The 24203-nt window shown below is 36.9% G+C and carries 18 protein-coding genes, 1 tRNA gene and 1 pseudogene; 15 read left to right on the top strand and 5 right to left on the bottom strand.

Features of this window, described 5'->3' with window-relative positions; genetic code table 11:
* The first annotated feature begins 61 nt into the window (after positions 1 to 61).
* The 12 genes from EPI11_RS14260 (at position 62) to EPI11_RS14210 (ending at position 15280) form a co-directional block, all read left to right on the top strand.
* Positions 62 to 2479, top strand: a complete 2418-nt coding sequence (locus EPI11_RS14260) for a heavy metal translocating P-type ATPase (protein WP_128390651.1) — start codon at positions 62 to 64, stop codon at positions 2477 to 2479.
* Positions 2480 to 2496: 17 nt separating this feature from the next.
* Positions 2497 to 3096: a helix-turn-helix domain-containing protein gene (locus tag EPI11_RS14255; RefSeq protein ID WP_164879179.1), complete on the top strand. Its 600-nt coding sequence runs from the start codon at positions 2497 to 2499 to the stop codon at positions 3094 to 3096.
* Positions 3097 to 3395: 299 nt separating this feature from the next.
* A complete protein-coding gene (locus tag EPI11_RS19175; RefSeq protein WP_241657636.1) occupies positions 3396 to 3992 on the top strand; it encodes an efflux RND transporter periplasmic adaptor subunit in 597 nt (198 codons plus the stop codon).
* Positions 3896 to 4414, top strand: coding sequence for an efflux RND transporter periplasmic adaptor subunit (locus EPI11_RS19170; RefSeq protein WP_317125646.1), 519 nt, complete (start codon positions 3896 to 3898; stop codon positions 4412 to 4414). Before EPI11_RS19175 ends, EPI11_RS19170 begins: the two co-directional genes overlap by 97 nt.
* 21 nt (positions 4415 to 4435) lie before the next feature.
* Positions 4436 to 7540 (top strand): efflux RND transporter permease subunit, encoded by a 3105-nt coding sequence (locus tag EPI11_RS14245; RefSeq protein WP_128390650.1) that lies wholly within the window; start codon positions 4436 to 4438, stop codon positions 7538 to 7540.
* Between the two features lie 23 nt (positions 7541 to 7563).
* Positions 7564 to 8913, top strand: coding sequence for a TolC family protein (locus EPI11_RS14240; protein WP_128390649.1), 1350 nt, complete (start codon positions 7564 to 7566; stop codon positions 8911 to 8913).
* A 28-nt stretch (positions 8914 to 8941) separates the two neighbouring features.
* Entirely contained in the window at positions 8942 to 10369 is a 1428-nt protein-coding gene (locus EPI11_RS14235; RefSeq protein WP_241657635.1) for an MFS transporter, read from the top strand.
* 25 nt (positions 10370 to 10394) lie between these two features.
* Positions 10395 to 10961, top strand: a complete 567-nt coding sequence (locus tag EPI11_RS14230; RefSeq protein ID WP_128390648.1) for a DUF2652 domain-containing protein — start codon at positions 10395 to 10397, stop codon at positions 10959 to 10961.
* A gap of 106 nt (positions 10962 to 11067) precedes the next feature.
* Positions 11068 to 11484: a Fur family transcriptional regulator gene (locus EPI11_RS14225; protein WP_128390647.1), complete on the top strand. Its 417-nt coding sequence runs from the start codon at positions 11068 to 11070 to the stop codon at positions 11482 to 11484.
* A gap of 133 nt (positions 11485 to 11617) precedes the next feature.
* The gene (locus EPI11_RS14220) at positions 11618 to 13699 is read left to right on the top strand and encodes a heavy metal translocating P-type ATPase (RefSeq protein WP_128390646.1); all 2082 of its coding nucleotides are present in this window, start codon (positions 11618 to 11620) and stop codon (positions 13697 to 13699) included.
* Between the two features lie 124 nt (positions 13700 to 13823).
* The gene (locus tag EPI11_RS14215; RefSeq protein WP_128390645.1) at positions 13824 to 14045 is read left to right on the top strand and encodes a heavy-metal-associated domain-containing protein; all 222 of its coding nucleotides are present in this window, start codon (positions 13824 to 13826) and stop codon (positions 14043 to 14045) included.
* 281 nt (positions 14046 to 14326) lie between these two features.
* Positions 14327 to 15280 (top strand): heavy metal-binding domain-containing protein, encoded by a 954-nt coding sequence (locus EPI11_RS14210; RefSeq protein ID WP_241657634.1) that lies wholly within the window; start codon positions 14327 to 14329, stop codon positions 15278 to 15280.
* Positions 15281 to 15665: 385 nt separating this feature from the next.
* Here EPI11_RS14210 and EPI11_RS14205 read toward each other — a convergent pair.
* A tRNA-Ser gene (locus EPI11_RS14205) sits at positions 15666 to 15750 on the bottom strand.
* 400 nt (positions 15751 to 16150) lie between these two features.
* Between EPI11_RS14205 and EPI11_RS14200 the strand changes: the two genes are divergently transcribed.
* Entirely contained in the window at positions 16151 to 17179 is a 1029-nt protein-coding gene (locus tag EPI11_RS14200; RefSeq protein WP_128390644.1) for an META domain-containing protein, read from the top strand.
* 181 nt (positions 17180 to 17360) lie between these two features.
* Here the strand turns inward: EPI11_RS14200 and EPI11_RS14195 are convergent, their stop codons facing one another.
* Together EPI11_RS14195 and EPI11_RS14190 are read right to left on the bottom strand one after the other, a co-directional pair.
* Positions 17361 to 18692: a S41 family peptidase gene (locus EPI11_RS14195; RefSeq protein ID WP_164879178.1), complete on the bottom strand. Its 1332-nt coding sequence runs from the start codon at positions 18690 to 18692 to the stop codon at positions 17361 to 17363.
* 1 nt (position 18693) lies between these two features.
* On the bottom strand, positions 18694 to 19134 hold the full coding sequence (locus tag EPI11_RS14190; protein ID WP_128390642.1) for a MarR family winged helix-turn-helix transcriptional regulator: 441 nt from the start codon (positions 19132 to 19134) through the stop codon (positions 18694 to 18696).
* A 222-nt stretch (positions 19135 to 19356) separates the two neighbouring features.
* On the opposite strand from EPI11_RS14190, the gene EPI11_RS14185 reads away from it, so the two are divergent.
* Together EPI11_RS14185 and EPI11_RS14180 are read left to right on the top strand one after the other, a co-directional pair.
* On the top strand, positions 19357 to 19911 hold the full coding sequence (locus EPI11_RS14185; RefSeq protein ID WP_128390641.1) for a YciE/YciF ferroxidase family protein: 555 nt from the start codon (positions 19357 to 19359) through the stop codon (positions 19909 to 19911).
* Between the two features lie 27 nt (positions 19912 to 19938).
* Positions 19939 to 22104: a catalase gene (locus EPI11_RS14180; protein WP_128390640.1), complete on the top strand. Its 2166-nt coding sequence runs from the start codon at positions 19939 to 19941 to the stop codon at positions 22102 to 22104.
* A gap of 199 nt (positions 22105 to 22303) precedes the next feature.
* Here the strand turns inward: EPI11_RS14180 and EPI11_RS14175 are convergent, their stop codons facing one another.
* Complete coding sequence (locus tag EPI11_RS14175; RefSeq protein ID WP_128390639.1) at positions 22304 to 23857, bottom strand: SDR family NAD(P)-dependent oxidoreductase; 1554 nt, start codon at positions 23855 to 23857, stop codon at positions 22304 to 22306.
* A gap of 106 nt (positions 23858 to 23963) precedes the next feature.
* Positions 23964 to 24131 (bottom strand): annotated as a pseudogene (locus EPI11_RS19165) (pyrophosphohydrolase domain-containing protein); the annotation flags it as partial.
* Positions 24132 to 24203 lie beyond the last annotated feature (72 nt).

The following is a 24203-nucleotide window of genomic DNA, read 5'->3' as shown; positions in this document are numbered from 1 at the left end:
TCCACAATTCAATTCATAGGTATTGTTGCCAACTTTGCATGTATAATACAACAAGCGAATTATGGCGACAAATAAGACTAAGGAAATAATTTACATCCCGCTGGAAGATGTAGAAAGCGAACACTGTGCATTGATCGTAGAAAAAGGATTAGCAGAGGTTAAAGGCGTTGAAACCCAAAAAGTAGAACTGAATAATCGCAGGGTAGCCATTACTGTTACTGATAATGAAATAGTAGGCAAAGCCGTAAAGGTTGTTAAAGATCTGGGGTATGGCATTCCAACAGTTAAAGGCACTTTTCCGGTTCTTGGAATGACTTGTGCATCTTGTGCAGGCAGCGCGGAAAGTATTGTAACTTATGAGCCTGGAGTAGTTGACGCTTCTGTAAACTTTGCGACGGGAAATTTAACCGTGGAGTACCTTTCTAATCTTACAAATGCTTCTAAGCTGCAAAAAGCTGTTCAGGCCGTTGGTTATGATTTACTTATTGTAGACGAAACGAAACAGCAGGAATCTTTAGAGGCCATCCATGCAGAGAAATTCAAAAAATTAAAAAATAAAACCATTTGGGCCGTTATACTGTCTTTACCCGTAGTAGCCATTGGTATGTTTTTTATGGATATTCCTTATGCCAATGAGATCATGTGGTTCTTTTCCACACCTGTAATCCTTTGGCTGGGTAAAGATTTCTTTATAAATGCATGGAAGCAAACCAAATATCGTTCTGCCAATATGGATACATTGGTAGCTTTGAGTACGGGAATTGCTTATCTGTTTAGTGTATTCAATATGTTATTTATGGATTTTTGGCATCAACGTGGATTACATGCCCACGTTTATTTTGAAGCCGCCGCCGTAGTTATCGCATTCATTCTCCTTGGTAAATTGTTAGAAGAAAAGGCTAAAGGCAATACCTCTTCAGCCATTAAAAAATTAATGGGTCTGCAACCCAAAACAGTGATGGTTATTCAACCGGATGGCACAGAAAAACAGGTAGCTATTGAAGATGTTAATGTTGGAGCTGTTATCCTGGTAAAGCCTGGTGAAAAAATTGCTGTGGATGGAATGGTTATTTCCGGTAATTCTTATGTAGATGAAAGTATGTTGAGTGGAGAGCCCGTTCCTGTACTGAAAACAGAAAACGAAAAAGTATTTGCCGGCACGATTAACCAAAAAGGAAGTTTCCATTTCAAGGCGGTTAAAGTAGGTAAAGAAACTATGCTTGCCCAGATTATAAAGATGGTGCAGGATGCTCAGGGAAGTAAAGCCCCAGTACAAAAATTAGTAGATAAAATTGCTGGTATTTTTGTTCCTGTAGTTATCAGTATTGCTATTGTTACTTTTGCGCTTTGGTTAATCCTGGGTGGTGATAATGCTGTAGCGCAAGCATTGTTGGCAGCTGTTACTGTATTGGTTATTGCATGTCCTTGTGCTTTGGGTCTAGCTACACCTACAGCGATTATGGTAGGTGTAGGTAAAGGTGCCGAAAATGGAATATTAATAAAGGATGCCGAAAGTTTAGAACTATCAAGAAAGGTGACTGCTATTGTTTTGGATAAAACTGGAACCATTACCGAAGGTAGACCACAAGTTACCGGTATTAAATGGCTAAACGATGATGACGCAACCAAAGGCGTTTTATTGAGCATTGAAAAGCAATCAGAACATCCATTGGCGGAAGCCGTAGTGAAAAACCTGGAAGGTGTGTCAAGTATTATTTTGTCTGATTTTGAAAGTATTACGGGCAAAGGTGCTAAAGGAGATTACAATGGAAAAACTTATTTTGTAGGTAATAAGAAATTGTTAGCCGAGAATAATATTGCTATTCCAAATTCATTATTGAATCAAGCGGATGAATGGGGCAAAGAGTCTAAGACTGTAATTTGGTTTGCCGATAGTAAACAGGCACTTTCTGTAATCGCAATTTCCGATAAGATTAAAGATACATCAGTTCAAGCGATTAAAGAAATGCAGGATATGGGCATTGAACTGTATATGCTTACCGGGGATAATGAAGCTACCGCAAAAGCTATCGCTTCGCAAACTGGGATCAAACATTATAAAGCAGAGGTATTACCACAACACAAAGCAGATTTTGTAAAAGAGTTACAACAGCAAGGTAAAGTTGTAGCAATGGTAGGTGATGGTATTAATGACAGTACTGCACTGGCAACGGCAGATGTAAGTATAGCAATGGGTAAGGGAAGTGACATCGCAATGGATGTAGCTAAAATGACCATTATTTCATCAGATCTTACCAAGATCCCTCAAGCTATTCGTTTGTCCAAACAAACGGTATCAACAATCAAGCAAAATTTATTCTGGGCATTTATTTATAATCTTATTGGTATTCCTCTTGCTGCAGGTATATTGTATCCGATTAATGGATTCTTGCTAAACCCTATGATAGCCGGAGCTGCTATGGCTTTGAGTAGTGTAAGCGTGGTAAGTAACAGTTTGCGCTTGAAGTGGAAAAAATAATCTAACAACTGGAAGTGATGGAGAAAACTTTGAAGCTATTAATCAAAGGGATGGTATGTAACAGGTGTATTTATGTTCTATCTGAAGAGTTCTCCAAGCTTGATCTGGAAATTTCAGAAATTCGCCTAGGTGAGGTAATTCTAAAAATGACCGATAAAACGATCTTTGAAGAAGGTATTGTGAGAGCGATGCTGGAAAAAAATGGATTTGATCTGTTATACGATAAGAATCAAAAAATAATCGATCAGATTAAAAATGCTGTTGAAAAAGGTATTCAGGAACAATTGGACAACGGTGAGCCTGTCAAGTTTTCAACGCTTATCAGTAATGAATTAAACAAAGATTATGATTCGGTAAGTTCTTTGTTTTCATCTTCGGAGGGATATACTCTTGAAAAGTTTATTATATCAAGAAAGGTTGAAAAAATAAAAGAGCTTTTAGTTTATACAGATCAATCTATGTCGGAAATTGCGTATTCTTTAGGCTACAGCAGTCCGGCACATCTATCCAATCAATTAAAAAAACATACTGGCTTTACTTCGTCCTATTATAAACGAGTAAGATTTGATAAGATGGCTATTGCGCAGGAACAACCACATACAAATAATCCTTCCTGAAAATTGAGGTAGATTTCTCATAAACAAAAGCCCCTAACAAGTAAAGTGATTTAGCGAAACCCCGTTTGTTTATACGAACGGGGTTTCGCTTTTTTATTCCGTACATCCATTTACAGTTGGTAAAGGCATAAAGTAAATCTCACAACTCTTAGCCGTAATTGTGTAGAAAACACGATGGCATCTGTGCATAATTTTGACAGTACAATTTAATAGTTAGTTGGATAATTAAAAAAAAGACCATGTTATACAAACATACCACACAAAGGTTAGGGATTTTAATTCCTTTATTGGGCATCTTATTGATTTCTTGTGAAATCAAAACTGATAAATCGCCAGAAACAACAACAGCTAATGCAGATGCCAGCAAACTGCCGGTAGACATTATCATCGCACTGGAAGAGCAGCTCAACCAAGAAGAAGCTGTGGTAGGAACAATGATGCCTTATCGTGAAGTTTCTATCGTGAGTGAATTGCCTCAAAAAATTACACAGGTAGCTTTTAAAGAAGGTAGTTACGTTGACCAGGGAGCTGTGCTTTACAGATTGTATGATGCCGACATCCGATCCCGCTTAAAACAGGTTGGTGCCGAATTGGAGCTGGCTCGGCTGAATAAAGAGAGGATGGGCAATCTCTTAAAGACCGAAACGGTTAGGCCTCAGGAAAATGACGAGGCGGTCATGCGTTTCCAATCCTTAGTTGCACAGCAAGAACTACTTCTTGTAGATCTAAGTAAGACTGTAATCCGGGCTCCATTTTCAGGAAAAATCGGTATTTCAAAAGTGCATTTGGGTGCTTATGTATCGCCTGGCGTAGAGCTGGTGATGCTGCAGGATCAAAGCAGGATCAAAGCAGGATCAAAATTAATTTCTCTGTTCCGGAAAAATATATACCACTGATACAGGCAGGGAATACTGTCAGGTTTACTTCCGAATTGTCCGGCCAAGAGTATTCGGCAACCATAAGTGCTACCGAACCGGGTCTGGACGTTCAAGGCAGGAGCTTGCAGGTACAAGCTATTGCAAATAATGCTGATGGACAATTTAGGGCAGGTTTGTCTGCTAAAGTCCATTTCCGTGTTACCAATAAGGGAGCAAAAGGCATAATGGTGCCAACAGAAGCCTTAGCACCCGGCGAGAAAGGATATACTGTTTTTGTGATAAAAAACGGCATGGCTAAACCTTTGGGCGTAACCATAAGCAACAGGACAGAAACGGATGCAGTTATCACATCGGGTATCACGACTGGCGATAGTATCATTGTATCTAACATGCTACGTCTAGGTGAAGGAACTCCTGTAAAAGCTGTTGTATCCAAATAATTTATTTCAAATCTTAGTATTATGAGTATATCATCTTTAAGTATAAAAAAACCGGTTTTAGCCGGGGTGTTTTCCCTCCTGCTTATTATTTTAGGAATAGTAGGATGGAAACAATTAGGCGTTCGGGAATTTCCCTTAACAGAACCGCCTGTGATTTCGGTAATTACTTTCTATCCCGGTGCAAGCCCGGATGTGATTGCATCCAAACTTACCCGCCCAATGGAAGAATCTATTGCAGAAGCGAACGGAATACGTACCATTTCTTCGGAATCCAGAGAACAGGTAAGTGTTATTTCGATAGAATTTGACCGTGAAGTGGACATTGAGGATGCGCTGAATGATGTCCGGGACAAAGTTGCAAAATCTCGCAAACAACTCCCTACGGATGTGGATCCGCCAATTGTGCAAAAAGCGTCTTCACCAGACAATCTGGTGGCATTCCTGGAAGTGGAAAGTGACACCAAAGACATAAAAGAAGTAAGTCATCTCGCATCTACTACGATCAAGGATAAAATGCAATCTATCCCCGGAATCAGTAACGTAGCTATTGTGGGAGAACATAAATACGCAATGCGTCTTCGATTTGATCCTGCAAAGCTTGCCGCCTATCAGCTTACTCCCGCAGATATTCGCAAAGCCTTGATGAGGGAGAATATTGATTTGCCTGCCGGGCGTATAGAAGGAAGCAACAGTGAGCTGAGCATCCGTACAATGGGTCGTCTTACTTCGGTAAAAGATTTTGAAGAAATGCTCATCAAGCAAGTGGGCAATACGGTAATTCATCTCAAGGATATTGGCTCGGCCGAGTTGGGTGAAGTGAACGAACGTACCGCTATCATCAACGAAACTGGAAACCTTAACCGTGTTGGTATCGGAGTGGCTATTCAGATACAGCGTGGTGCGAATGCTATTGAAGTGGTGGATGAATTTTACAAGCGGTTAGATCAGCTGCGCAAGGAAGTCCCGTCTGAATACCGTTTGATTATCGGCTTCGACTATACCCGTTCTGTGCGGGAATCTATCAAAGAAGTAGAAGAAACCCTGTTCATCGCCTTCGGACTGGTGGTATTGATTATTTTTCTATTCCTAAGGGATTGGCGATCTACCATTATTCCGGTATTGGCTATTCCAGTATCCATACTCTCTGCCTTTTTCATAATGTATGTAGCTGGTTTTTCTATCAATATATTGACCCTTTTGGGATTGGTGCTTGCCATAGGACTGGTGGTGGATGATGCCATTGTTGTACTTGAAAATATCTATAAAAAGATAGAAGAGGGAATGACGCCCATACAGGCTGCATTTAAAGGTTCCAAAGAAATTTATTTTGCGGTTATTTCCACTACGATTACATTGGCAGCCGTTTTTCTTCCAATTGTTTTCATGGGAGGAATCAGCGGGCAGCTTTTCAAAGAGTTTGCTATTGTGGTATCGGGTTCCGTAATGATATCGGCTTTTGTAGCATTGACACTTACACCGATGTTAAGTGCTTATTTTTTAAAAAAGAAAGTAAGGCCAAGTTGGTTTTACCGTGTTACCGAGCCCTTTTTCGTCCGTTTAAATAATGGATATGCTCGTTTGCTTACCACATTTATGAAAGCCAGGTGGTTAGCTTGGGTATTCTTGGGAGGCACTACCGCACTTATTTATTTTGTAGGCAAAGGGCTTCCTTCAGAATTGGCACCAATAGAAGATCGTTCTAATATGAATCTTATTGCCGTAGCCCCTGAGGGAGTTTCTTTCGACTATATGAAAAAACATATGATCGAAGTTGGGAAATATGTGAATGATTCTACCGATGGACTATATCAAACCTATTCGATGGTCGCTATTTCTTTCATTCCCGCTCCGGCACCAGTGAATGTGGCTGTGCAAAGTATCTATCTTAAAGATCCAAAAGACAGAAAGCACAGTGTTCAGGACTTATACAATCAATATGGTGCTGCCTCTGGGCAATTCAGGGGATTTCTTTTGTTTCCTTATCTGCCACCAACTATCGGAAGCCGTTATGGAGGAGGTATGCCTATACAATTTGTATTGCAATCACAAAACCTCGATACCCTGACAGCTGTACTTCCTAAATTTTTGGCAGAGGCACGCAAAAGTAAAAAACTTATGTTTATTGATGCCGATCTTAAAATAAATAAACCAGAGGTAAAAATAAATATAGATCGTCAGAAAGCCGCGTTAATGGGCGTATCAATGGAGGAAGTAGCTCACACATTGCAGCTCTCTTTCTCTGGTCAGCGATATGGGTATTTCCTGCGAGATGATCGTCAATATGAAGTAATAGGGCAGCTAGACCGTAAATATAGAAATGATAAAAGTGATTTAAGCGCGATCTATGTTCGTTCGGCAACAGGTAAAATGATCCCTTTGAACAACCTGATAACAACAGAAGAATCCGTAAGTCCTGCCGCCATTTACCGTTATGATCAATATACATCTGCTACCGTTTCGGCAGCAATGGCTCCAGGAGTGAGCCTTGCCGAAGGTATACAGGAAATTGAGATGATAAAGAAAAAGGTATTGGGTGAAAATTTCAAGGCTACACTAGCCGGCCAGTCACGAGATTATACAGAAAGCCAGGGAAATATAACCTTTACCCTAATCCTGGCTTTGCTGCTTATTTATATGATTCTGGCAGCCCAGTTTGGAAACCTTCGTGATCCACTTACCATTATGCTTACTGTACCAATGGCAATAACAGGAGCTATTCTCAGCCTGTCGTGGTTTGGGCAGAGTTTAAATGTATTCAGCCAGATCGGGATTATTACATTGATAGGTTTAATTACCAAAAATGGGATATTGATCGTTGAATTTGCCAACCATCTTAAGAATACAGGGCTTTCAAAACGAGAGGCAGCCATACAGGCAGCTGAGCAGCGTTTCCGTCCTATTTTGATGACATCGTTAGCGATGATATTCGGAGCATTGCCTATTGCACTTACAGTTAACAGCCGTCAGTCATTAGGGATCGTTATTGTCGGAGGACTTGTCTTTTCAGGAATATTAACCTTGTTCATTATCCCGGCTGTTTACTCTTATTTGTCAAGCAAAAAAGGTGAAAAAGTTATTATGGAAGAAGATGACGAGAAGGTGAGCAGACCTGTTGTAGAATTATGATTTTAAATATCAAAGAAGATAAAATGAAAACAAAAATCTTATATATAGTTACAGTATTGCTATTGACAAGCAGCGTTAATGTACTATATGCACAAAAAAGAACGCTGGCTCTTACCGATGCATTGGAAATGGCAAAGCAAGGAAATAAAACACTGCAGATACAGGTTTTAGAAGAAATAAATGCCAAAGAAATGACACGGGAAACAAAAGGTGGCTTGCTACCTAGTATTTCGGCAAACGCTGGTTATTCCCATTACTTTGACAGGCAGGTTATATTTCTTCCGGGATCATTTGCAGGTACAAGTAAGCCAGTGCAGGACATAACCGTTGGCGGAAAAAATACGTACAATGCTTTTGTATCGTTATATCAGCCTGTTTTTGCACCAACCAAGTACCAACTCACAAAAGCCTCAAAAATTAATGAGAAGATTCAGAATGAAAAAACGGCTGATCTTAAAAGCCGTGTAGCACTTCAGGTTTCTACCCGCTATCTTGATATACTGATGATGAACCGACAGCTTGGTTTACTAGAACAAAGCCTTGAACGGAATATCAAAGCACTGCAAGATTCCCGGTCGCTATTGGCACAGGGGAGAGGATTGAAATCTGATACATTGAGGAGCTTTATTGCTGTTGCAAATTTAAAATCCTCTGTTTCCTATTTAAAAAACAATATAGAGGTATCCGGCATTGGACTTAAAAAGCTTATAGGCCTGGAAGATGTAGGCGAAATTGAACTGACTGACCAACTGGATTTTGATGTTACAACAAACAGCAGTGCGTTTTATCAAGTTGAGGAAGCATTGCAGATTGCTGAAGTGAATAGAAAAGATCTGAATATCCAAAAATTGACTATTGATCTTCAGCAAAAAAGGTTAAAGGCAGCTCAGGCAGAACTGTTGCCACAGTTGGCATTGATAGGACAGTATCAGATGCAGGCACAAGACGATGAAATGAAATTTAGCGAATACGCCTGGCCAAGAACCTCTTTCTTGGGCTTGCAGCTTAGCGTACCTATTTTTAATGGTAACCATACCAGATCTCAGATAAACCAAGCTAAAATTAAAACACAACAGGAAGAGATACGGTTAAATGATTTAAAAGATGAGGTTAAGACTGAATTGGCCACCATTATAAGCAAATGGAAAGAAGCCATTTCACAATTGGATATACAAAAAACAACAGTGAAGTCTGCAGAACTGAACCATCAGATGATCGATAATCGTTTTAAAAACAGTTTAGGTTCAAGGCTTGAACTTACAGATGCTGAGTTGGCATTGACACAAGCCAAGATAAATTATCTGAATGCTGTATACAATTTGCGAATGCTTCATGTTGAGTTACAACATGCTCTCGGGCTTTTAAGCCTATAACTACTCACCGATAATTAAATAAAAAAACATGAATAAAATTAATAAACAACCCATGGACAATCCTGCTCCATACAGCAAACGCTGGTCGGCACTTTTTTTACTATGTACAGCTCAATTTGTAGTGATTATGGACACCTCTATTATTGGGGTAGCCCTGCCGGCAATACAAGCGGACCTTGGTTATTCACAGAGTGGCCTGCAATGGATTTTTAACGCATACGTTATTTTACTTGGCGGCTTTTTGCTGCTGGGCGGTCGCTTGTCGGATCTGTTTGGTGCCCGTAAGGTTTTTATGTGGGGTTTTGCCATACTTTCTGGCGCATCACTTTTGGCAGGCGTAGCTTGGTCTGAAGCAGTACTCAATACAGGAAGAGGTTTGCAAGGCTTAGGATCAGCGCTTATTGCTCCGGCTGCACTTACTTTAGTGTTATCTAAGTTTACAGATCCTAAAGAGCTCAATAAAGCATTGGGCTTTTGGGGTGCTTCTGCCGCAGCGGGAGGTTCTGCCGGAGTTTTTCTAGGTGGGGCAATTACCGAATGGCTTTCTTGGCATTGGGTATTTCTTATTAACATTCCAATAGGACTCGCAGTGTTGTTTTATAGCCGAAGCCTGCTGTTTAAAGGTACTACCCAAAAAGGGAAAGTGGATATTGCAGGTGCAATTTTGGCAACAGCGGCATTGGTGTTGGCGGTATATGCTATCGTATCTGCAGAGGGGGCTGGATGGAAATCGCCGCAAACTATAGGATTACTTGGTCTCTCTTTACTGTTGTTTATTATCTTCTTTGTTATCCAAAAGCAGAAAAAGGAACCATTGGTACCTATGACTATTTTTAAAGTTCCCAATCTTTCAGGAGGCAATTTGGTGATGGCTTTAATGGCTGCGGCCTGGATACCGTTATGGTTCTTTCTAAATCTCTACTTACAACAAACCTTGAATTATTCTGCCTTCAATAGTGGGTTAGCGCTGCTACCTATGACTCTTGCTATCATGTTTTTGATGGTTGGTGTTACAGGAAAGCTGGTAGCCAAATTTGGTTTTAAAACAAATCTAATAGTCGGATTAATAGCGCTTACTGGTTCGCTTCTTTTGTTTAGTGCTATTCCGCCTGACGGAACATTTCTTATCAATGTATTGCCAGCATCTCTATTGGGAGCGATCGGAATGTCATTAGCTTATATTCCGGGAACTATTGCTTCAATGTCGGGTGCCAAACCTGAAGAAATGGGTTTGGCTTCGGGATTGGTCAATACCAGCTATCAAGTTGGCTCGGCTTTAGGTTTGGCCATTGTAGTAGCCATCGCTGCAGCAAAAACCAATGCTGTTAAAACGGATGGCGCTACTGATATTATTGCACTTAACGCAGGTTTTCAAACCGCCTTTTTCTCGGCAGCTATTGTATGTGCCATCGCTGTAGTCGTTGCATCTTTTTCTATAAAAACGCTTAAACAGTAATTAGTACCATTTATTAATTAATATTATGAAAGAATTTACTGCTCAATATGGAACAGGAATGGTGATGATTCCGGATATATCCGGTTTTACAGATTTTGTTATAAATACAAATATGACTATTGGGAAATACATAACTGAAAACCTCCTGAAGTCAATAATAGACAGTAATAAACTTTCACTCGAAGTTTCTGAGATTGAAGGAGATGCCGTATTGTTTTACAAGTATGATAAAATACCCTCGTTTGATGATACAATAGCTCAAATAGTAGAAATGTATAACAATTTTAAAGAAGAGGTGGACAGGCTATCAATAGTGCTTGCTATGGAAATCCCCTTGTCATTGAAAATTATCGTACACTATGGTGCTTTTATCCAATATAAAATTGGCAGATTTGAGAAACTTTATGGTGCGCCTGTGGTGGAAGCTCATAAAATGCTCAAAAATCATATTGCAAAGTTTCCGCCATATGCTTTATTTTCTGAAACCTTTTTAAAAGCTAATTTTGAACAACCTGCTAAATCTACTATTGAATATGATAACTGCGACAACTGTATGTACCTGGCTGAAATTGGTTACATACATTACCTGTAACTAGCAATGTCAGTCTCGTATAATACCTTTCATTGGATTGGCAGCAACAGCCATTTACAGTACGCTTTTCTTAGATATGTTATGGAAGTATAAATAAAGTATAAAGATGGAAAGTTTGGAAGAAAAATTATCAAACAGGAATATAAAGCCCACATCGGTAAGATTGTTGATATTCAGGACAATGTCTGAGTTTGAAAAAGCATTTAGCTTAACCGATCTAGAAACCAAATTAGAGACTGTCAGCAAATCAACTATTTTCAGGACCTTAGCCTTGTTTCATGAAAATTTGCTTATCCACAGCATTGACGACGGTTCCGGTTCAATGAAATATTCTATTTGTGTTGAAACATGTATGTGTACGCTTGGCGAGCTGCACATACATTTCAATTGTAATCGATGCCACAACACCTACTGCCTTGAAAGTATTTCTATACCAACTATTCAACTTCCTGAAAAATTCTTACTGGAAAGCATCAATTTTGTTATGAAAGGAATTTGCGAAAATTGTTCCAGGTTCTTTTAGATCCTGCTAACGAAAACGCTACTCTTTATTTTGAGCAATCAGTTACTAAAGACTACATAAAATCTGTTTTGTATTTGCAACCAGGTTCCCAATACAGACTGATAATTTTGCTTTAGAATTAAAACCATTATGTATGTCAAAGCAATGCTGCAGTATAGATGATCATTTAAAACCTCAAAAAAATGAGGCGCACCAACATAAGTACGATGCCCTAGGAGGCCAGTTGTGTTGTTTAAGAACGGAGAAAATTTATGGAAAAGAACATGGACAGAATGAACACCATGAGCACAAGAATCATGATCATAGCCATGGACACGATCATGATCATGATCATAGCCATGATATTGAAGGCAAAACTGTATTTGAATTATTTTTGCCAGCGGCAGTTTCACTAATTTTATTGTTAACCGCCATTAGCTTGGATAATTATTTCCCACAGGATTGGTTTTCCGGAGGGTTAAGATTGGGATGGTTTATAGTGGCATATATTCCGGTTGGATTGCCCGTAATTAAAGAAGCTATTGAGAGTATCCGTTACAAAGATTTCTTTTCGGAATTCTTCCTTATGGTTATTGCCACAATGGGTGCTTTTGCCATAGGTGAATATCCCGAAGCAGTAGCCGTTATGTTATTTTATGCAGTAGGTGAAGTGTTTCAAACACTTGCCGTATCGAGAGCTAAAGGAAATATTAAATCATTATTAGATCAACGCCCGGATGAAGTTACCGTACTCAAAGAGAGAAGACCAGTAGTTATAAAGGCTGAAGATGCAAAAATAGGAGATATTATTCAATTAAAACCGGGTGAAAAATTAGGACTTGATGGTGAACTGATTTCTGAAAGTGCCTCATATAATACTTCCGCACTTACCGGAGAAAGTAAACCTGACACTAAATTGAAAGGTGACGCTGTATTGGCGGGTATGATTAATCTTACTACTGTAAGCCAAATAAGAGTAACTGCTGCTTACTCTGATAGTAAGCTAAGTAAAATATTGGAACTGGTACAGGATGCAGCCGCTCAAAAAGCACCAACGGAATTGTTCATTCGCAAGTTTGCCAAGGTATATACGCCTATTATAGTATTTCTTTCTATCGGCATTACGCTTCTACCGGCTCTCTTTGTAGATAACTATCTGTTTAACGACTGGTTGTATAGAGCATTGGTGTTTTTGGTTATTTCTTGCCCTTGTGCTTTAGTAATCTCTATTCCTTTAGGATATTTTGGGGGTATAGGAGCGGCAAGCCATAATGGTATCCTTTTTAAAGGTTCTAATTTTTTGGATATTCTTGCTAATGTTCAGAATGTGGTAATCGATAAAACCGGAACAATGACGGAAGGCGTTTTCAAAGTTCAGGAAGTGATAATAAACCCCGGATTTGACAAAGATGAAATTCTTAAAATAGTCAATGCTTTAGAAAGTCAGAGTACACATCCGGTGGCAACTGCGATTCACAATTATGTAGGCGAAGTAGATGACACTATCAAGCTGGTGGGGACGGAGGAAATAGCCGGACATGGGCTGAAAACTACTGTGAATGGAAATGAACTGCTGGTTGGCAATTTCAAGTTACTTGACAAATTCAATATCAGTCATGATACTGACACTTCGAACATAGTGTATACAGTAATCGCTATTTCTTACAATGGAAAATTTGCGGGTTATCTCACAATCTCGGATAGCATTAAAGTTGATGCAAAAGCTGCTGTGGATAAGTTACACAGAATGAACATTAGAGTTACTATGCTAAGCGGTGATAAAAGTGCCGTTGTAGATCATGTTGCCAGGCAATTAGGAATAGATAATGCTTATGGGGATTTACTGCCTGAAGATAAAGTTAAAAAAGTAAAAGAAATCAGAGACCGTAATGGTAGCGTGGCATTTGTGGGAGATGGAGTGAACGATGCACCAGTAATTGCTTTAAGTGATGCAGGTATTGCGATGGGTGGTCTTGGTAGTGATGCTGTAATTGAAACAGCCAATATTGTAATACAAGACGATATGCCTTCAAAAATACCTATGGCAATAAATATTAGTAAGCAAACTAAAAAAATTGTTTGGCAAAATATTGTACTGGCATTTTCTATAAAAGCCATCGTACTTATACTTGGTGCAGGTGGTCTTGCCAATATGTGGGAAGCTGTGTTTGCTGATGTAGGTGTAGCTTTACTGGCTATACTGAATGCTGTTCGGATACAAAGAATGAAATTTTAAAGTTAATAAGAAACTGAGGGTTTAATCAGTAAATCTCACAAATCTGTCAAGGAATAATGTAAACAAGTTTGGATGCAATCGTCGGAAATTTGCTGAATAAAATAACGACAAAAGCATCAATAAAATGGAAAAGCAAGATCTTCTATTCAAAACAAATCTTAATTGTAGTGGTTGTGTAGCGAAAGTAACATCTGATTTGGATAATGCCGAAGGTATCGGCAAATGGAATGTAGACACAGACAATAATGACAAAATCCTCACTGTTCAATCAGAGGGCGCTACAGAGGACGAAATAATTGCCATCATCAAAAGAAAAGGCTTTAAAGCTGAGCCTTTATCTGTTTAATTCCCCAACTAAACACACCTTTGATCTAAAAAGGTCAAAAATGAAGATGCCTGTATCGGCATTGGCAGTTATACAATTTGGAATAAGCCCGATAATATATCGGGCTTATTCTTTTTAGATGGGTTTGATGGCAATCAGTAAAATTCGCAAATTAATTATGTAAAACTGTAATAATCAGGTACAAGAAAATGTAGAATTTTGTACAAGGAATTATTAAGAAATAGGTAAACGAATTAATCACAAAATTTTGTCCGCCAGAGAGCCTTTAAAATAATTGAATTATGAATAAGTTAAAAAAAATACTGATTGGAGCAAGCGCATGCATCGCACTGTTGTCGGCCTGCAATAATTCAGATAACAAACAAAAATCATTAGATATGAGTACACATCAGCACAAGAATGGAGGCGCAAATTATGTTTGTCCTATGCATAGCGAAGTAACAGGGGAAAAAGGGGAAAAATGTTCCAAATGCGGTATGGAATTAGAGCCTGTAGCATCAAATAAGGCTAGGAATTTTGAATTCCAGTTAGCTACTACTCCTGAAGTAATTGAGGCGGGTAAACCGGCAAACCTTTCTATTTCAATTACTGAAGACCATAAAAATGTAGTATTGGAGCAAGTACACGAAATGAAAATGCATCTTTTAGTTATGGATGAAGAATTAACTTGGTTTGACCATATTCATCCGGAAGAGCAAACTGATGGTACTTTTAAGGTTTCTGAAACATTTCCGGGAGCTGGTAAATATCTTCTGTTTACCGATTATAAACCGGTTGGCGCTTCAGGTGAAGTGAAATTGCAGATAGTTGATGTAAAAGGAACTCCTTTGAATACCCCAAAAACACTAACGGAAAAGCTTGTTTCTAAAATTGATAGTTATACTGTTACCCTTACTAATGGAAACGATTTAAAAACTAACACGGGACAGGTATTAAAGTTTACTGTTGAAAAAGGCGGTAAAAAACTCGAAGAGAAAGATATTCAGCAGTATCTTGGAGCAAATGCTCATATTGTAATGGTTGCAAAAGAGACAAAAGACTTTCTTCATATCCATCCTGTATCAGATAAAAACTTCCCTATTTATGCTCAGACTCAAGTTAAAAAAGCAGGACTTTACAGAATGTGGGTACAGTTTAAAATAGATGGAATAGTTCATACTGCTGATTTTACAGTTAATGTATCAGAAGGATCTAAGTCTGCCGAGGATACCAATCATAATCACCATAACCATTAAAAACGGTTATGGTTTTGTCTAGAATTATAATCTCTTTCGCCGAATGAATTTGATCCCTGTTGGCCAGGGCAAAATGACCCTTCTCAGCCAATTTAAAATGCCTTCCTTAAAAGAGTTTGGGAAGTTGTACAGACAGTTTTTTGGAACAAGGGTTTTGTTTAACCTTTAGATAAACTTAAACCTGTAATTACAATTATAATAGGTGCATTTAGGTTTTGAGAATTTGTATGTTGTTTTCAGAACAAGATAAAATAAAAATTTGTGAAGGCCTATTTTTACTGGGTTTTTAAAAAGAAGCGCTTTATTAAATGAGTGGGTTCCGGAGTTTTTGGCCTCCTCTAAAAACACTGCGAGCCCCAATGTTTATTGGGGCTCGCGTTTTCAGCGGAGAAAGAGGGATTCGAACCCCCGGACCTGTTACAGTCAACAGTTTTCAAGACTGCCGCAATCGACCACTCTGCCATTTCTCCAATAAAGTCTGCAATATGTTCCTTATTGCGGTTGCAAATATAGTAAACCTTTTTTTACTTTCCCCAGTAAATTGAGGGTTTTCTGCTCTTTTTAGCTATTGATAAGCTTAGTTGTTGATTATCAGTATTTATTTTCGAACATTTTTTTATTGAAAGCAATAAAATTTAGGAATTTAAACATTATTTAACATAAGCTATAAGATGCTTTTCTTAATTTGAACAAGGTTTTAGTTGAATGCAGTATATTATCAACAGTTTTTCGAATAGAAACATTAAAATTTTAAACTGGCACAATTAATGTAAAAGGAAGCCGTGATTATGCTTTTATATTGAATGTCCTTTATAGAAGAAGGGCAAATCTACCTTTGCTAATAATTAATAATCCTATAAATTTAAGATAATGAAAAGATTAAAAAGTATGTATGTTTTTATGTTGATAATGTTATTATCAACATTTACATATGGACAGGAGACTTTAAAAATGAGTATAAAAGAAAGTAAAGTACCTTGTCAGGGTGTAGCTCCAATGGAGTGTCTGCAGGTAAAATATGATAATCAAAAAGACTGGCAGCTTTTTTATGATCATATAGAAGGCTTTAATTTTGAAAAAGGCAACCGATATGAGGTCTCAGTTATTAGGACAAAGAGGACAGGAAATATTCCGGCTGATGTTTCTTCATATGAATACAAGCTAAAAAGTATCATTTCAAAAACACATGTCACAAAGGATAAGGGAGTTTATGATACAAAAATGGTGTTAACTCGTTTAAATGGTAAAACAATAAGTAACGGTGAAGTATATATAACTCTTAACTCAGATACAGGTATGATTGGCGGAAAAAGCGGTTGCAATACTTTTAGCGCAAAATACACACAGCTTCCTTCGAAAAATCAGATTAAGATTGATGCTCCTTTTGGTACTTTAATGGCATGTAATGATGAGAATATGAAATTAGAGCAGGATTTTACAAATGCTATAAAAGATAAAAAATTTAAAATCACGAAAAAACAAAATACAGTACACTTTAAAAATTCAAAAGACAAAACTATTTTAGAATTTACTATACCTACCCAAAATGATATTTGGGCTTATATTGGTAAAAATAACTGGAAACTAATCATGCTTGAAAATGTAGGACAGGATTATGGTAAAGCTTCGATTAAGTTTGATATAGCAACAAACAAAGTAAGTGGAAATACAGGATGCAATAATTTTTTTGGAGCATATACTGTTAGTGGTACTGACCATATCCAGTTTGATGGGATTGGGTCTACGAGAATGGCATGTCTTGATGGAGAGGCAAATAAAAGAGAGCAAAAAATGTTATCATTTTTAAATAACAAAAAACTGCGTTTTGATGTAGCCGATCAAACCCTCAATTTTTATCTTGATGACAAGCTTGTAATGATGTTTGGTATCGTAAGATAAAAGTATAGTACTCATATAAGCAAAGCCCAACTTAATTGTTGGGCTTTGCTTTTTTCAAGTTTAATTTTTAGGATACCAAGAGATGAATATTTAATGGTCCATTTTTGTCTTTCTACAAGAAATTAAAAAGAAGGGGGGAGTTTTCATTAATTTCTATGATCTCAAATACCCCTGCCTGTTATTATTCTTTTGGGTATACTTTTTCCTGACCATTTTGATAAATTCGTTTAATTCCCGTCACCGATTTTTTTTCTACAATTATTTTAATGCGGAAGTCATCTATTCCATTAATTAAAAATAAATCTTGCTGCAAAGGGGTAAGTAAAAAACTGACGGTATTATTCCATTTGAAGTATAAATTAGAATTTTCGTATACCAGTTGACCTTTACCATATTTGCCCTCATATGATTTTAAAATTTTACTATCTATACTTGCTGGTTTTTGTCTGTTTTTAATAACAGGAATTATCCAATCAATATCGCTTGATGAGTCTTTATTTTTTAATGATAATTTTTGTAAAGCTAAAAGATGGGCAATATTCTCTGCATCCTCACTTTTACACACCACATCCGGAGTAACACCATGTCCTTCAAAATCTAATTTCGTAATGGGGTCTTTCACTTCTCCAATAGGGATATTCACAGAGAAACCTTTGGTTAATATTTTTCGATCTACTGGATGGGCGCCACCTGCGGTTTGCTCTCCTATAATAGTTACACGTTTTAGGTTTTGAAGAGAATAGCTCATCCATTCAGCCGCAGAAAAAGTAATGCCGCTTGTTAATATATAGATATCAATATCAGCTAATCGATTTCCGGGGACAGAAGGCAATAACCACATTTCCCGATCAATTTTTTTTCTTCCGCTTTCATAATAATAGTATTTATAAAGAGGTAAATCTTTGTTGTAAAAGAAATAACTACTAAGAAATTGACCCATTTCCATTGCACCGCCATTATTCTTTCTTAAATCTATAATTAAAGCATCTGTGTTACTTAAAAATTGCAACGCTGTTGTAGCTGTTTCACTTCCCTCAACAGGGTCGTGGAAATAAGTAAATTCTAAATAACCTACGTTTCCTTCCAATATTCGCGTTTGCTGAAAGCCAAAATTCCTTTTTTTTGCCTCTGCTAATTCTTTGGCTTTAATTGTCTTTTTAAATTCGGCATCTTTACTTTTTAATTGGTCATCTACCCATTGTTGATTATAGATTACACTAAAATGTAAATCCTTACTAATTTCTAAAAGATCAGCTGTGAGTAGTGATGCAAACTCATTTGGATTTGAGCTCTTTTTATACTTACCATTTTTATAGTTTTCATCAATTTTTGTTTTAATATTTTGTATGGTGTTTTCCCGTATATAAAATTCTTCAAGTTTTTTACCAAGGGAGTCAATAATCTCTTTTTTATCTGTTTCAGTAATATTAACTTCTGTTTGCGCAAGTATTTTTTTTTGCGAGTAAGAAGAAATTGTAAGCGTTAATAATAGTAAAGTTATAATATGTTTCATTCTATTTGGTTTTACAATTAGTGATAATTTTATTAAGGACTTTGTCAAGTAATTCAATTTCATTGGCAGATAAACCATCTAGGGCTGTTGTGCGGTTTTGTTTTATAACGGGGGATAATAATTCAATTGTACTGATCCCTTTTTCGGTTATTTCAAGGTTAAATTTTCTTCTGTCTAATTCATTTATTTTTCTTATCAGATACTCTTTTTTAACCATTAATTCAATTATTCTGGTAATAGATGCGTTGTCTTTAAAAATTAAAGTGGCTATTTCTTTTTGAGAATAATTTAAATTTTCATTAAGTATTAATAGTACTAAACATTGGTCTACAGTTATATCACTTACAATTTCCCCAATGTTTTTCTGCGAAATTTTTCTATACTCTTTTATTGTTTGCTCAATAGTATAAAGAACAGTTCCTGTTGGATTTTTTTGCTTCATTTTAATTTATTTGATACAAATATAATTGATATATCAATTAAAATATAAAATAATTTTATTTTTTTTATTGAGTAAATTAATTCCTGTGAGTATATAGCTGGATTTGTAGTAGGAGGCAGCTTTTATGAATGCATTCCTAAAGTTCTGCCAATTGTATTTTTTTTGTATTTCACCTGTTATTCAATTTGTAATTTACAGTATATTAATTAAATACACGTAATTATGAAAAATTCAGATTCAAACGAAGTTGCTCAAAAAGTCAAGCCAAAATCAACTGCTGCAGATGGTTTAAGGGAATTATTTATTGATGAATTAAAAGATATTATATGGGCAGAACGTGCTTTAGTAAAAGCGCTCCCGAAAATGGCAAAGAATTCATCTTCGAAAAATCTTATTACTGCCATTGAAGATCATATTGGCGTAACAGAAACTCACGTAGAGCGATTAGTAAAAGTACTTGAGATTTTAGGAGAATCAGACAGAGGGAAAAAATGTGATGCGATGGAAGGCCTAATTAAGGAAGGTGAAAGTATTTTGGAAGACACTGAACCGGGACCGGTGCGTGATGCAGGAATAATATCTGCTTCACAAAAGATTGAACATTATGAAATTGCTTCTTATGGAACTTTATGCGCATTTGCGAAAACATTAGGGGAAACAGAAGTTGCAGCACTTTTAGAAATGACTTTGAAAGAAGAAAAAGAGGCTGATAGTAAATTGACAGAGTCGGCTTATAATACTATAAACTTTGATGCAGCTGAGCACGACATGAAATAATTTTAAACATTCAACAAAACAACTACCATGAGACAGCCTGATAAAAAGAATATTCCTGAGAACTTAAAACAAAATGATTTAGAGAAAAATAAATCAGACGGAACCGATCAATTTCTTACAACCGATCAGGGAGTTAAAATTAATGATGATAATAATTCATTAAAAGCAGGAGAAAGAGGGCCTTCACTATTGGAAGACTTTATCTTAAGGGAAAAAATCACGCATTTTGATCATGAGCGTATTCCTGAACGCATTGTTCACGCAAGAGGTTCTGCCGCACATGGGTATTTTGAAGCCTATTCTAACGCAGCAAAATATACAAAGACTGGATTTTTACAGGATTCTAATGTGAAAACTCCTGTCTTTGTACGTTTCTCAACCGTTGCCGGATTTAGAGGTTCTACAGATCTTGCAAGGGATGTGCGTGGTTTTGCTGTAAAATTTTATACTCAGGAAGGAATTTTTGATCTTGTGGGTAATAATATTCCAATTTTCTTTATACAAGATGCTTCAAAATTTCCTGATCTTGTACATGCTGTAAAACCTGAGCCTCATAATGAAATGCCGCAGGCAGCTTCTGCACATGATACTTTTTGGGATTTTATATCATTAATGCCAGAATCTATGCATATGATAATGTGGACTATGTCAGACCGGGCAATACCAAGAAGTTATAGAATGATGGAAGGATTTGGTGTTCATACCTTCAGGTTTATTGATAAATCTAATAAATCTACTTTTGTAAAATTCCATTGGAAACCCAAATTGGGAACCCATGCCGTTGTTTGGGATGAGGCTATAAAAATTTCAGGGAATGATCCCGATTTTCATCGACGTGATTTATGGGAAGCTATTGAGAGCGGAAATTTTCCGGAATGGGAGCTGGGCGTTCAGCTTATTCCGGAAGCTGATGAGCATAAGTTTGATTTTGATCTTTTAGATCCTACCAAGCTAGTTCCCGAAGAATTAGTCCCAGTGACATTAATAGGGAAGATGGTACTTAACAGAAATCCGGACAACTTTTTTGCAGAAACAGAACAAGTAGCTTTTCATCCGGGACATGTATTACCTGGAATAGATTTTACAAATGATCCTTTATTACAAGGAAGGTTATTTTCCTATACTGACACCCAGCTTTCGCGCCTGGGAGGTTCTAATTTTCATGAAATACCAATAAACCGCACTCTTGCTCCGATGCATAATAATCAACGCGATGGGCATATGAGACAGGAAATTAATACTGGAAGGGTAAGCTATTTTCCTAATTCTTTGGGAGGAGGCTGTCCTTATCAGGCAAAAATAGAAGAAGGTGGTTTTGCAAGTTTTAATGAACGGGTTGATGCGCAAAAAGTACGCGAAAGAAGTAAAAGCTTTTCGGATCATTTCAGCCAGGCAAAATTATTTTTTGACAGCCAGACAGAAATAGAACAGAATCATATTATTAATGCATTACGTTTCGAATTAGGTAAAGTAGAAACTCCGGCCATACGGGAAAGAATGGTAGGATTATTGTCTTTAGTGGATATGAAACTGGCGCAGGAAGTTGCTAATGGATTAGGAATATTGGTGCCTACTCCGGAAAAGCCAATTAATCATGGTATAGGTGCAGATGCAGATAAAAATAAACATGAGCCAGACAAAGTTCAGGTTAAAACCTTGATTTCTGATGCATTGAGTATGATTAAGAACAAAAACAATTCGAATACAATACAGACGCGTAACATTGCCTTTTTGTGCTCTGATGGTGTCGATGCGATTTCAATTAATGCAATGAAAAAAGTCTTAGAAGCAAAAGGTGCAACGGTAAAAATTATAGGGACTAATGCTACAGCAATAAAAAGCAGTACTAATACTGAAATTAAGGTCGATCATAGCTTATTAACGGTTTCTTCAGTATTGTTTGATGCTGTGTTTGTCCCATCTGGGAAGAAAAGTGTAAATGCACTGCAACAGCAGGAAAAAGCGATAGAGTTCCTTAATGATGCTTATAAACACTGCAAAGTGATAGGAGCAGATAAAGAAGGAATTGAGTTATTGAATGCTACAAATTTTAGTTTTAAATTATCAAATAAGATGATATTTGAAGATGGTATAATTACAAGTGATGCATTCAGTGATAACTTTGAGCAGACTTTTATTGATATTTTAGGTAAACATCGAATATGGAGTCGTGAAAAGCACGTTGCTAAATAATATGTACTTTTTACATTCTAATAAAATAACTTTTAGTTTTTATACAGATCTGTGTAAGTGGTTTTTGGACAGTTTAAAATAGAGTAAATACAAAATTAAAAGCCTTAAATATTTCTACTTAAGGCTTTTAATTTTTAAATACGTTTCAATTTTCTGATAGAGATATGATTACATCTAAAAGATAGATGGTCTCCAAATATTACCATGCAATTGGTCTATAATCTTTCAGAAATTTTCCACACCAATGCTTTCCGGTATTAATGCCGTCAAACAAAGGATCCATGACTCTGGCGGCTCCATCAACAATATCCAATGGTGGCTGGAAATCTTCTTCTTCTTGTTTTCTTTTAGCTAATTCTGCAGGATCTTCATCTGTAACCCAACCTGTATCTACAGCATTCATAAAAACACCATCTTTTGCTAAAGTAGCTGCAGCAGTATGTGTTAACATGTTTAATGCTGCTTTTGCCATGTTGGTATGCGGGTGGCGGTCGTCTTTAAAACCATAGTAAAATTTACCTTCCATAGCAGAAACATTTATAATATGTTTTTGCCCCGTATTATCTTTCTTCATTACTTCTGCAAGGCGGTTACATAATACAAAAGGAGCAACAGAATTTACCAATTGGACTTCTATCATTTCAGTCGTTTCAATCTGGCCTAATTTTAAGCGCCAGCTATTTGTTTTTCTTAAATCAACCTGTTGTAAATCAGCATCTAGTTCACCTTCAGGGAAAACTTCCTGTGCAACCAGCGTATTATCAAAAGAATAAGGTATCTGTGATAATTTGGCTGAAGCTCGTAATCCAATCCCCGGTTCGGGTCCATGCCATGTTACCGGCATATTTTGATTGGGCGAAGCACCTATGGTTAATACTTTAAGCTGCTCCAAACAACCGGTATGATCAAATAATAAATCCTGTACCTGTTTAGGTAAAGAATCAACCGGGCGTTCTTCATTTTCCATTAAATGTGTATAGAATCCAGCTGGTCGTCTTACGGTTTGGGCAGCATTATTAATAAGTATATCTAATCGGCCATATTTTTGTTCTATAAAATTGCAGAAAATTTCTACGCTTGGAATATGTCGTAAATCTAATCCATGAATTTTTAAACGGTGTCCCCATTCCATAAAATCATGTTCTTTAGCAAAACGTATTGCTGAATCTACAGGAAAACGAGTAGTAGCTACGACTGTAGCGCCGCCTCTCAAAAGCATAAGGGTAATATGATAACCTATTTTTAAACGTGAACCTGTTACAACTGCTATTTGTCCTTCAACGTCAGCTGTTTGAAAGCGTTTAGCATAATTAAAGTCGCCACAATCGGTACACATTGTATCATAAAAGTGATGCATTTTTGTAAACTGCGTTTTGCATACATAACAATTTCTTGGTGTTTGTAATTCTAATTGCTCTTTATTGGACAAATCATTAAAACTTAATAATTTGGGTGCATTAAAGACAATGGCTTCACGAGCCTCGCGTATTCCGGTTACTTTACGGGCTGTTCTGTCTTTCTTCTCCATTTTTCGCTTTAAAGCTAATTTCCCGTCTTTTTTTCTACGGACTAGCTCATCACGATCAGGTCTTGAAAATTGGCCTGCGGCTTTAATCAAGGCTGTTCGCTGCTCTTTTGGAATATCAAATATCTGGTCGGTATTATTATTTAATTCGGTCAAGAGAGCAATGCATTGCTCTATTTGTTCAGAGCTTATAGTGTTTGGAGTTATAGGTTCATCCTTCGTAATCATATAAATCAGATTCAATTATAGCAAAACTGCCAAGGCTGCAAATATAGTTCTTATTATCTCTGATACAATTCCTTTAACGGCTCTGTTGTATAGATTAAGTATCCTTTTAATTAGTTCTGTTTTTCAAAATTTTCTCAATATCTTCTAAATTATATTTTTTTGCTTTAAGAAGAATGAGAAATTGAAATAAAAGATCAGCGGCTTCATTCTTGAATAAGCATTCATCATTATCTTTTGTCTCAATTATTAGTTTTACAGCTTCTTTACCAACTTTTCAAGCTTTATCCCGCATTCTCTAAGAAGTTCAAGTGATTTATTACTTAACCTGCCGCTTTTGTGTACGGCA

The organism is Flavobacterium cerinum, assembly GCF_004028155.1.
Taxonomy (GTDB): domain Bacteria; phylum Bacteroidota; class Bacteroidia; order Flavobacteriales; family Flavobacteriaceae; genus Flavobacterium; species Flavobacterium cerinum.
Note: the sequence above shows the minus strand (reverse complement) of the source record. Positions and strands in the feature narration are given on the sequence as shown.

Excerpts from the sequence above, each read along its gene's own strand:
- EPI11_RS14230 (WP_128390648.1), top strand. The coding sequence starts at position 10,395 with ATGAAAGAATTTACTGCTCAATATGGAACAGGAATGGTGATGATTCCG.
- EPI11_RS14235 (WP_241657635.1), top strand. The coding sequence starts at position 8,942 with ATGAATAAAATTAATAAACAACCCATGGACAATCCTGCTCCATACAGC.
- EPI11_RS14255 (WP_164879179.1), top strand. The coding sequence starts at position 2,497 with ATGGAGAAAACTTTGAAGCTATTAATCAAAGGGATGGTATGTAACAGG.
- EPI11_RS14260 (WP_128390651.1), top strand. The coding sequence starts at position 62 with ATGGCGACAAATAAGACTAAGGAAATAATTTACATCCCGCTGGAAGAT.
- EPI11_RS14185 (WP_128390641.1), top strand. The coding sequence starts at position 19,357 with ATGAAAAATTCAGATTCAAACGAAGTTGCTCAAAAAGTCAAGCCAAAA.
- EPI11_RS14215 (WP_128390645.1), top strand. The coding sequence starts at position 13,824 with ATGGAAAAGCAAGATCTTCTATTCAAAACAAATCTTAATTGTAGTGGT.
- EPI11_RS14200 (WP_128390644.1), top strand. The coding sequence starts at position 16,151 with ATGAAAAGATTAAAAAGTATGTATGTTTTTATGTTGATAATGTTATTA.
- EPI11_RS14195 (WP_164879178.1), bottom strand. The coding sequence starts at position 18,692 with ATGAAACATATTATAACTTTACTATTATTAACGCTTACAATTTCTTCT.
- EPI11_RS14225 (WP_128390647.1), top strand. The coding sequence starts at position 11,068 with ATGGAAAGTTTGGAAGAAAAATTATCAAACAGGAATATAAAGCCCACA.
- EPI11_RS14180 (WP_128390640.1), top strand. The coding sequence starts at position 19,939 with ATGAGACAGCCTGATAAAAAGAATATTCCTGAGAACTTAAAACAAAAT.
- EPI11_RS14240 (WP_128390649.1), top strand. The coding sequence starts at position 7,564 with ATGAAAACAAAAATCTTATATATAGTTACAGTATTGCTATTGACAAGC.
- EPI11_RS14245 (WP_128390650.1), top strand. The coding sequence starts at position 4,436 with ATGAGTATATCATCTTTAAGTATAAAAAAACCGGTTTTAGCCGGGGTG.
- EPI11_RS14175 (WP_128390639.1), bottom strand. The coding sequence starts at position 23,857 with ATGATTACGAAGGATGAACCTATAACTCCAAACACTATAAGCTCTGAA.
- EPI11_RS14220 (WP_128390646.1), top strand. The coding sequence starts at position 11,618 with ATGTCAAAGCAATGCTGCAGTATAGATGATCATTTAAAACCTCAAAAA.
- EPI11_RS14190 (WP_128390642.1), bottom strand. The coding sequence starts at position 19,134 with ATGAAGCAAAAAAATCCAACAGGAACTGTTCTTTATACTATTGAGCAA.
- EPI11_RS14210 (WP_241657634.1), top strand. The coding sequence starts at position 14,327 with ATGAATAAGTTAAAAAAAATACTGATTGGAGCAAGCGCATGCATCGCA.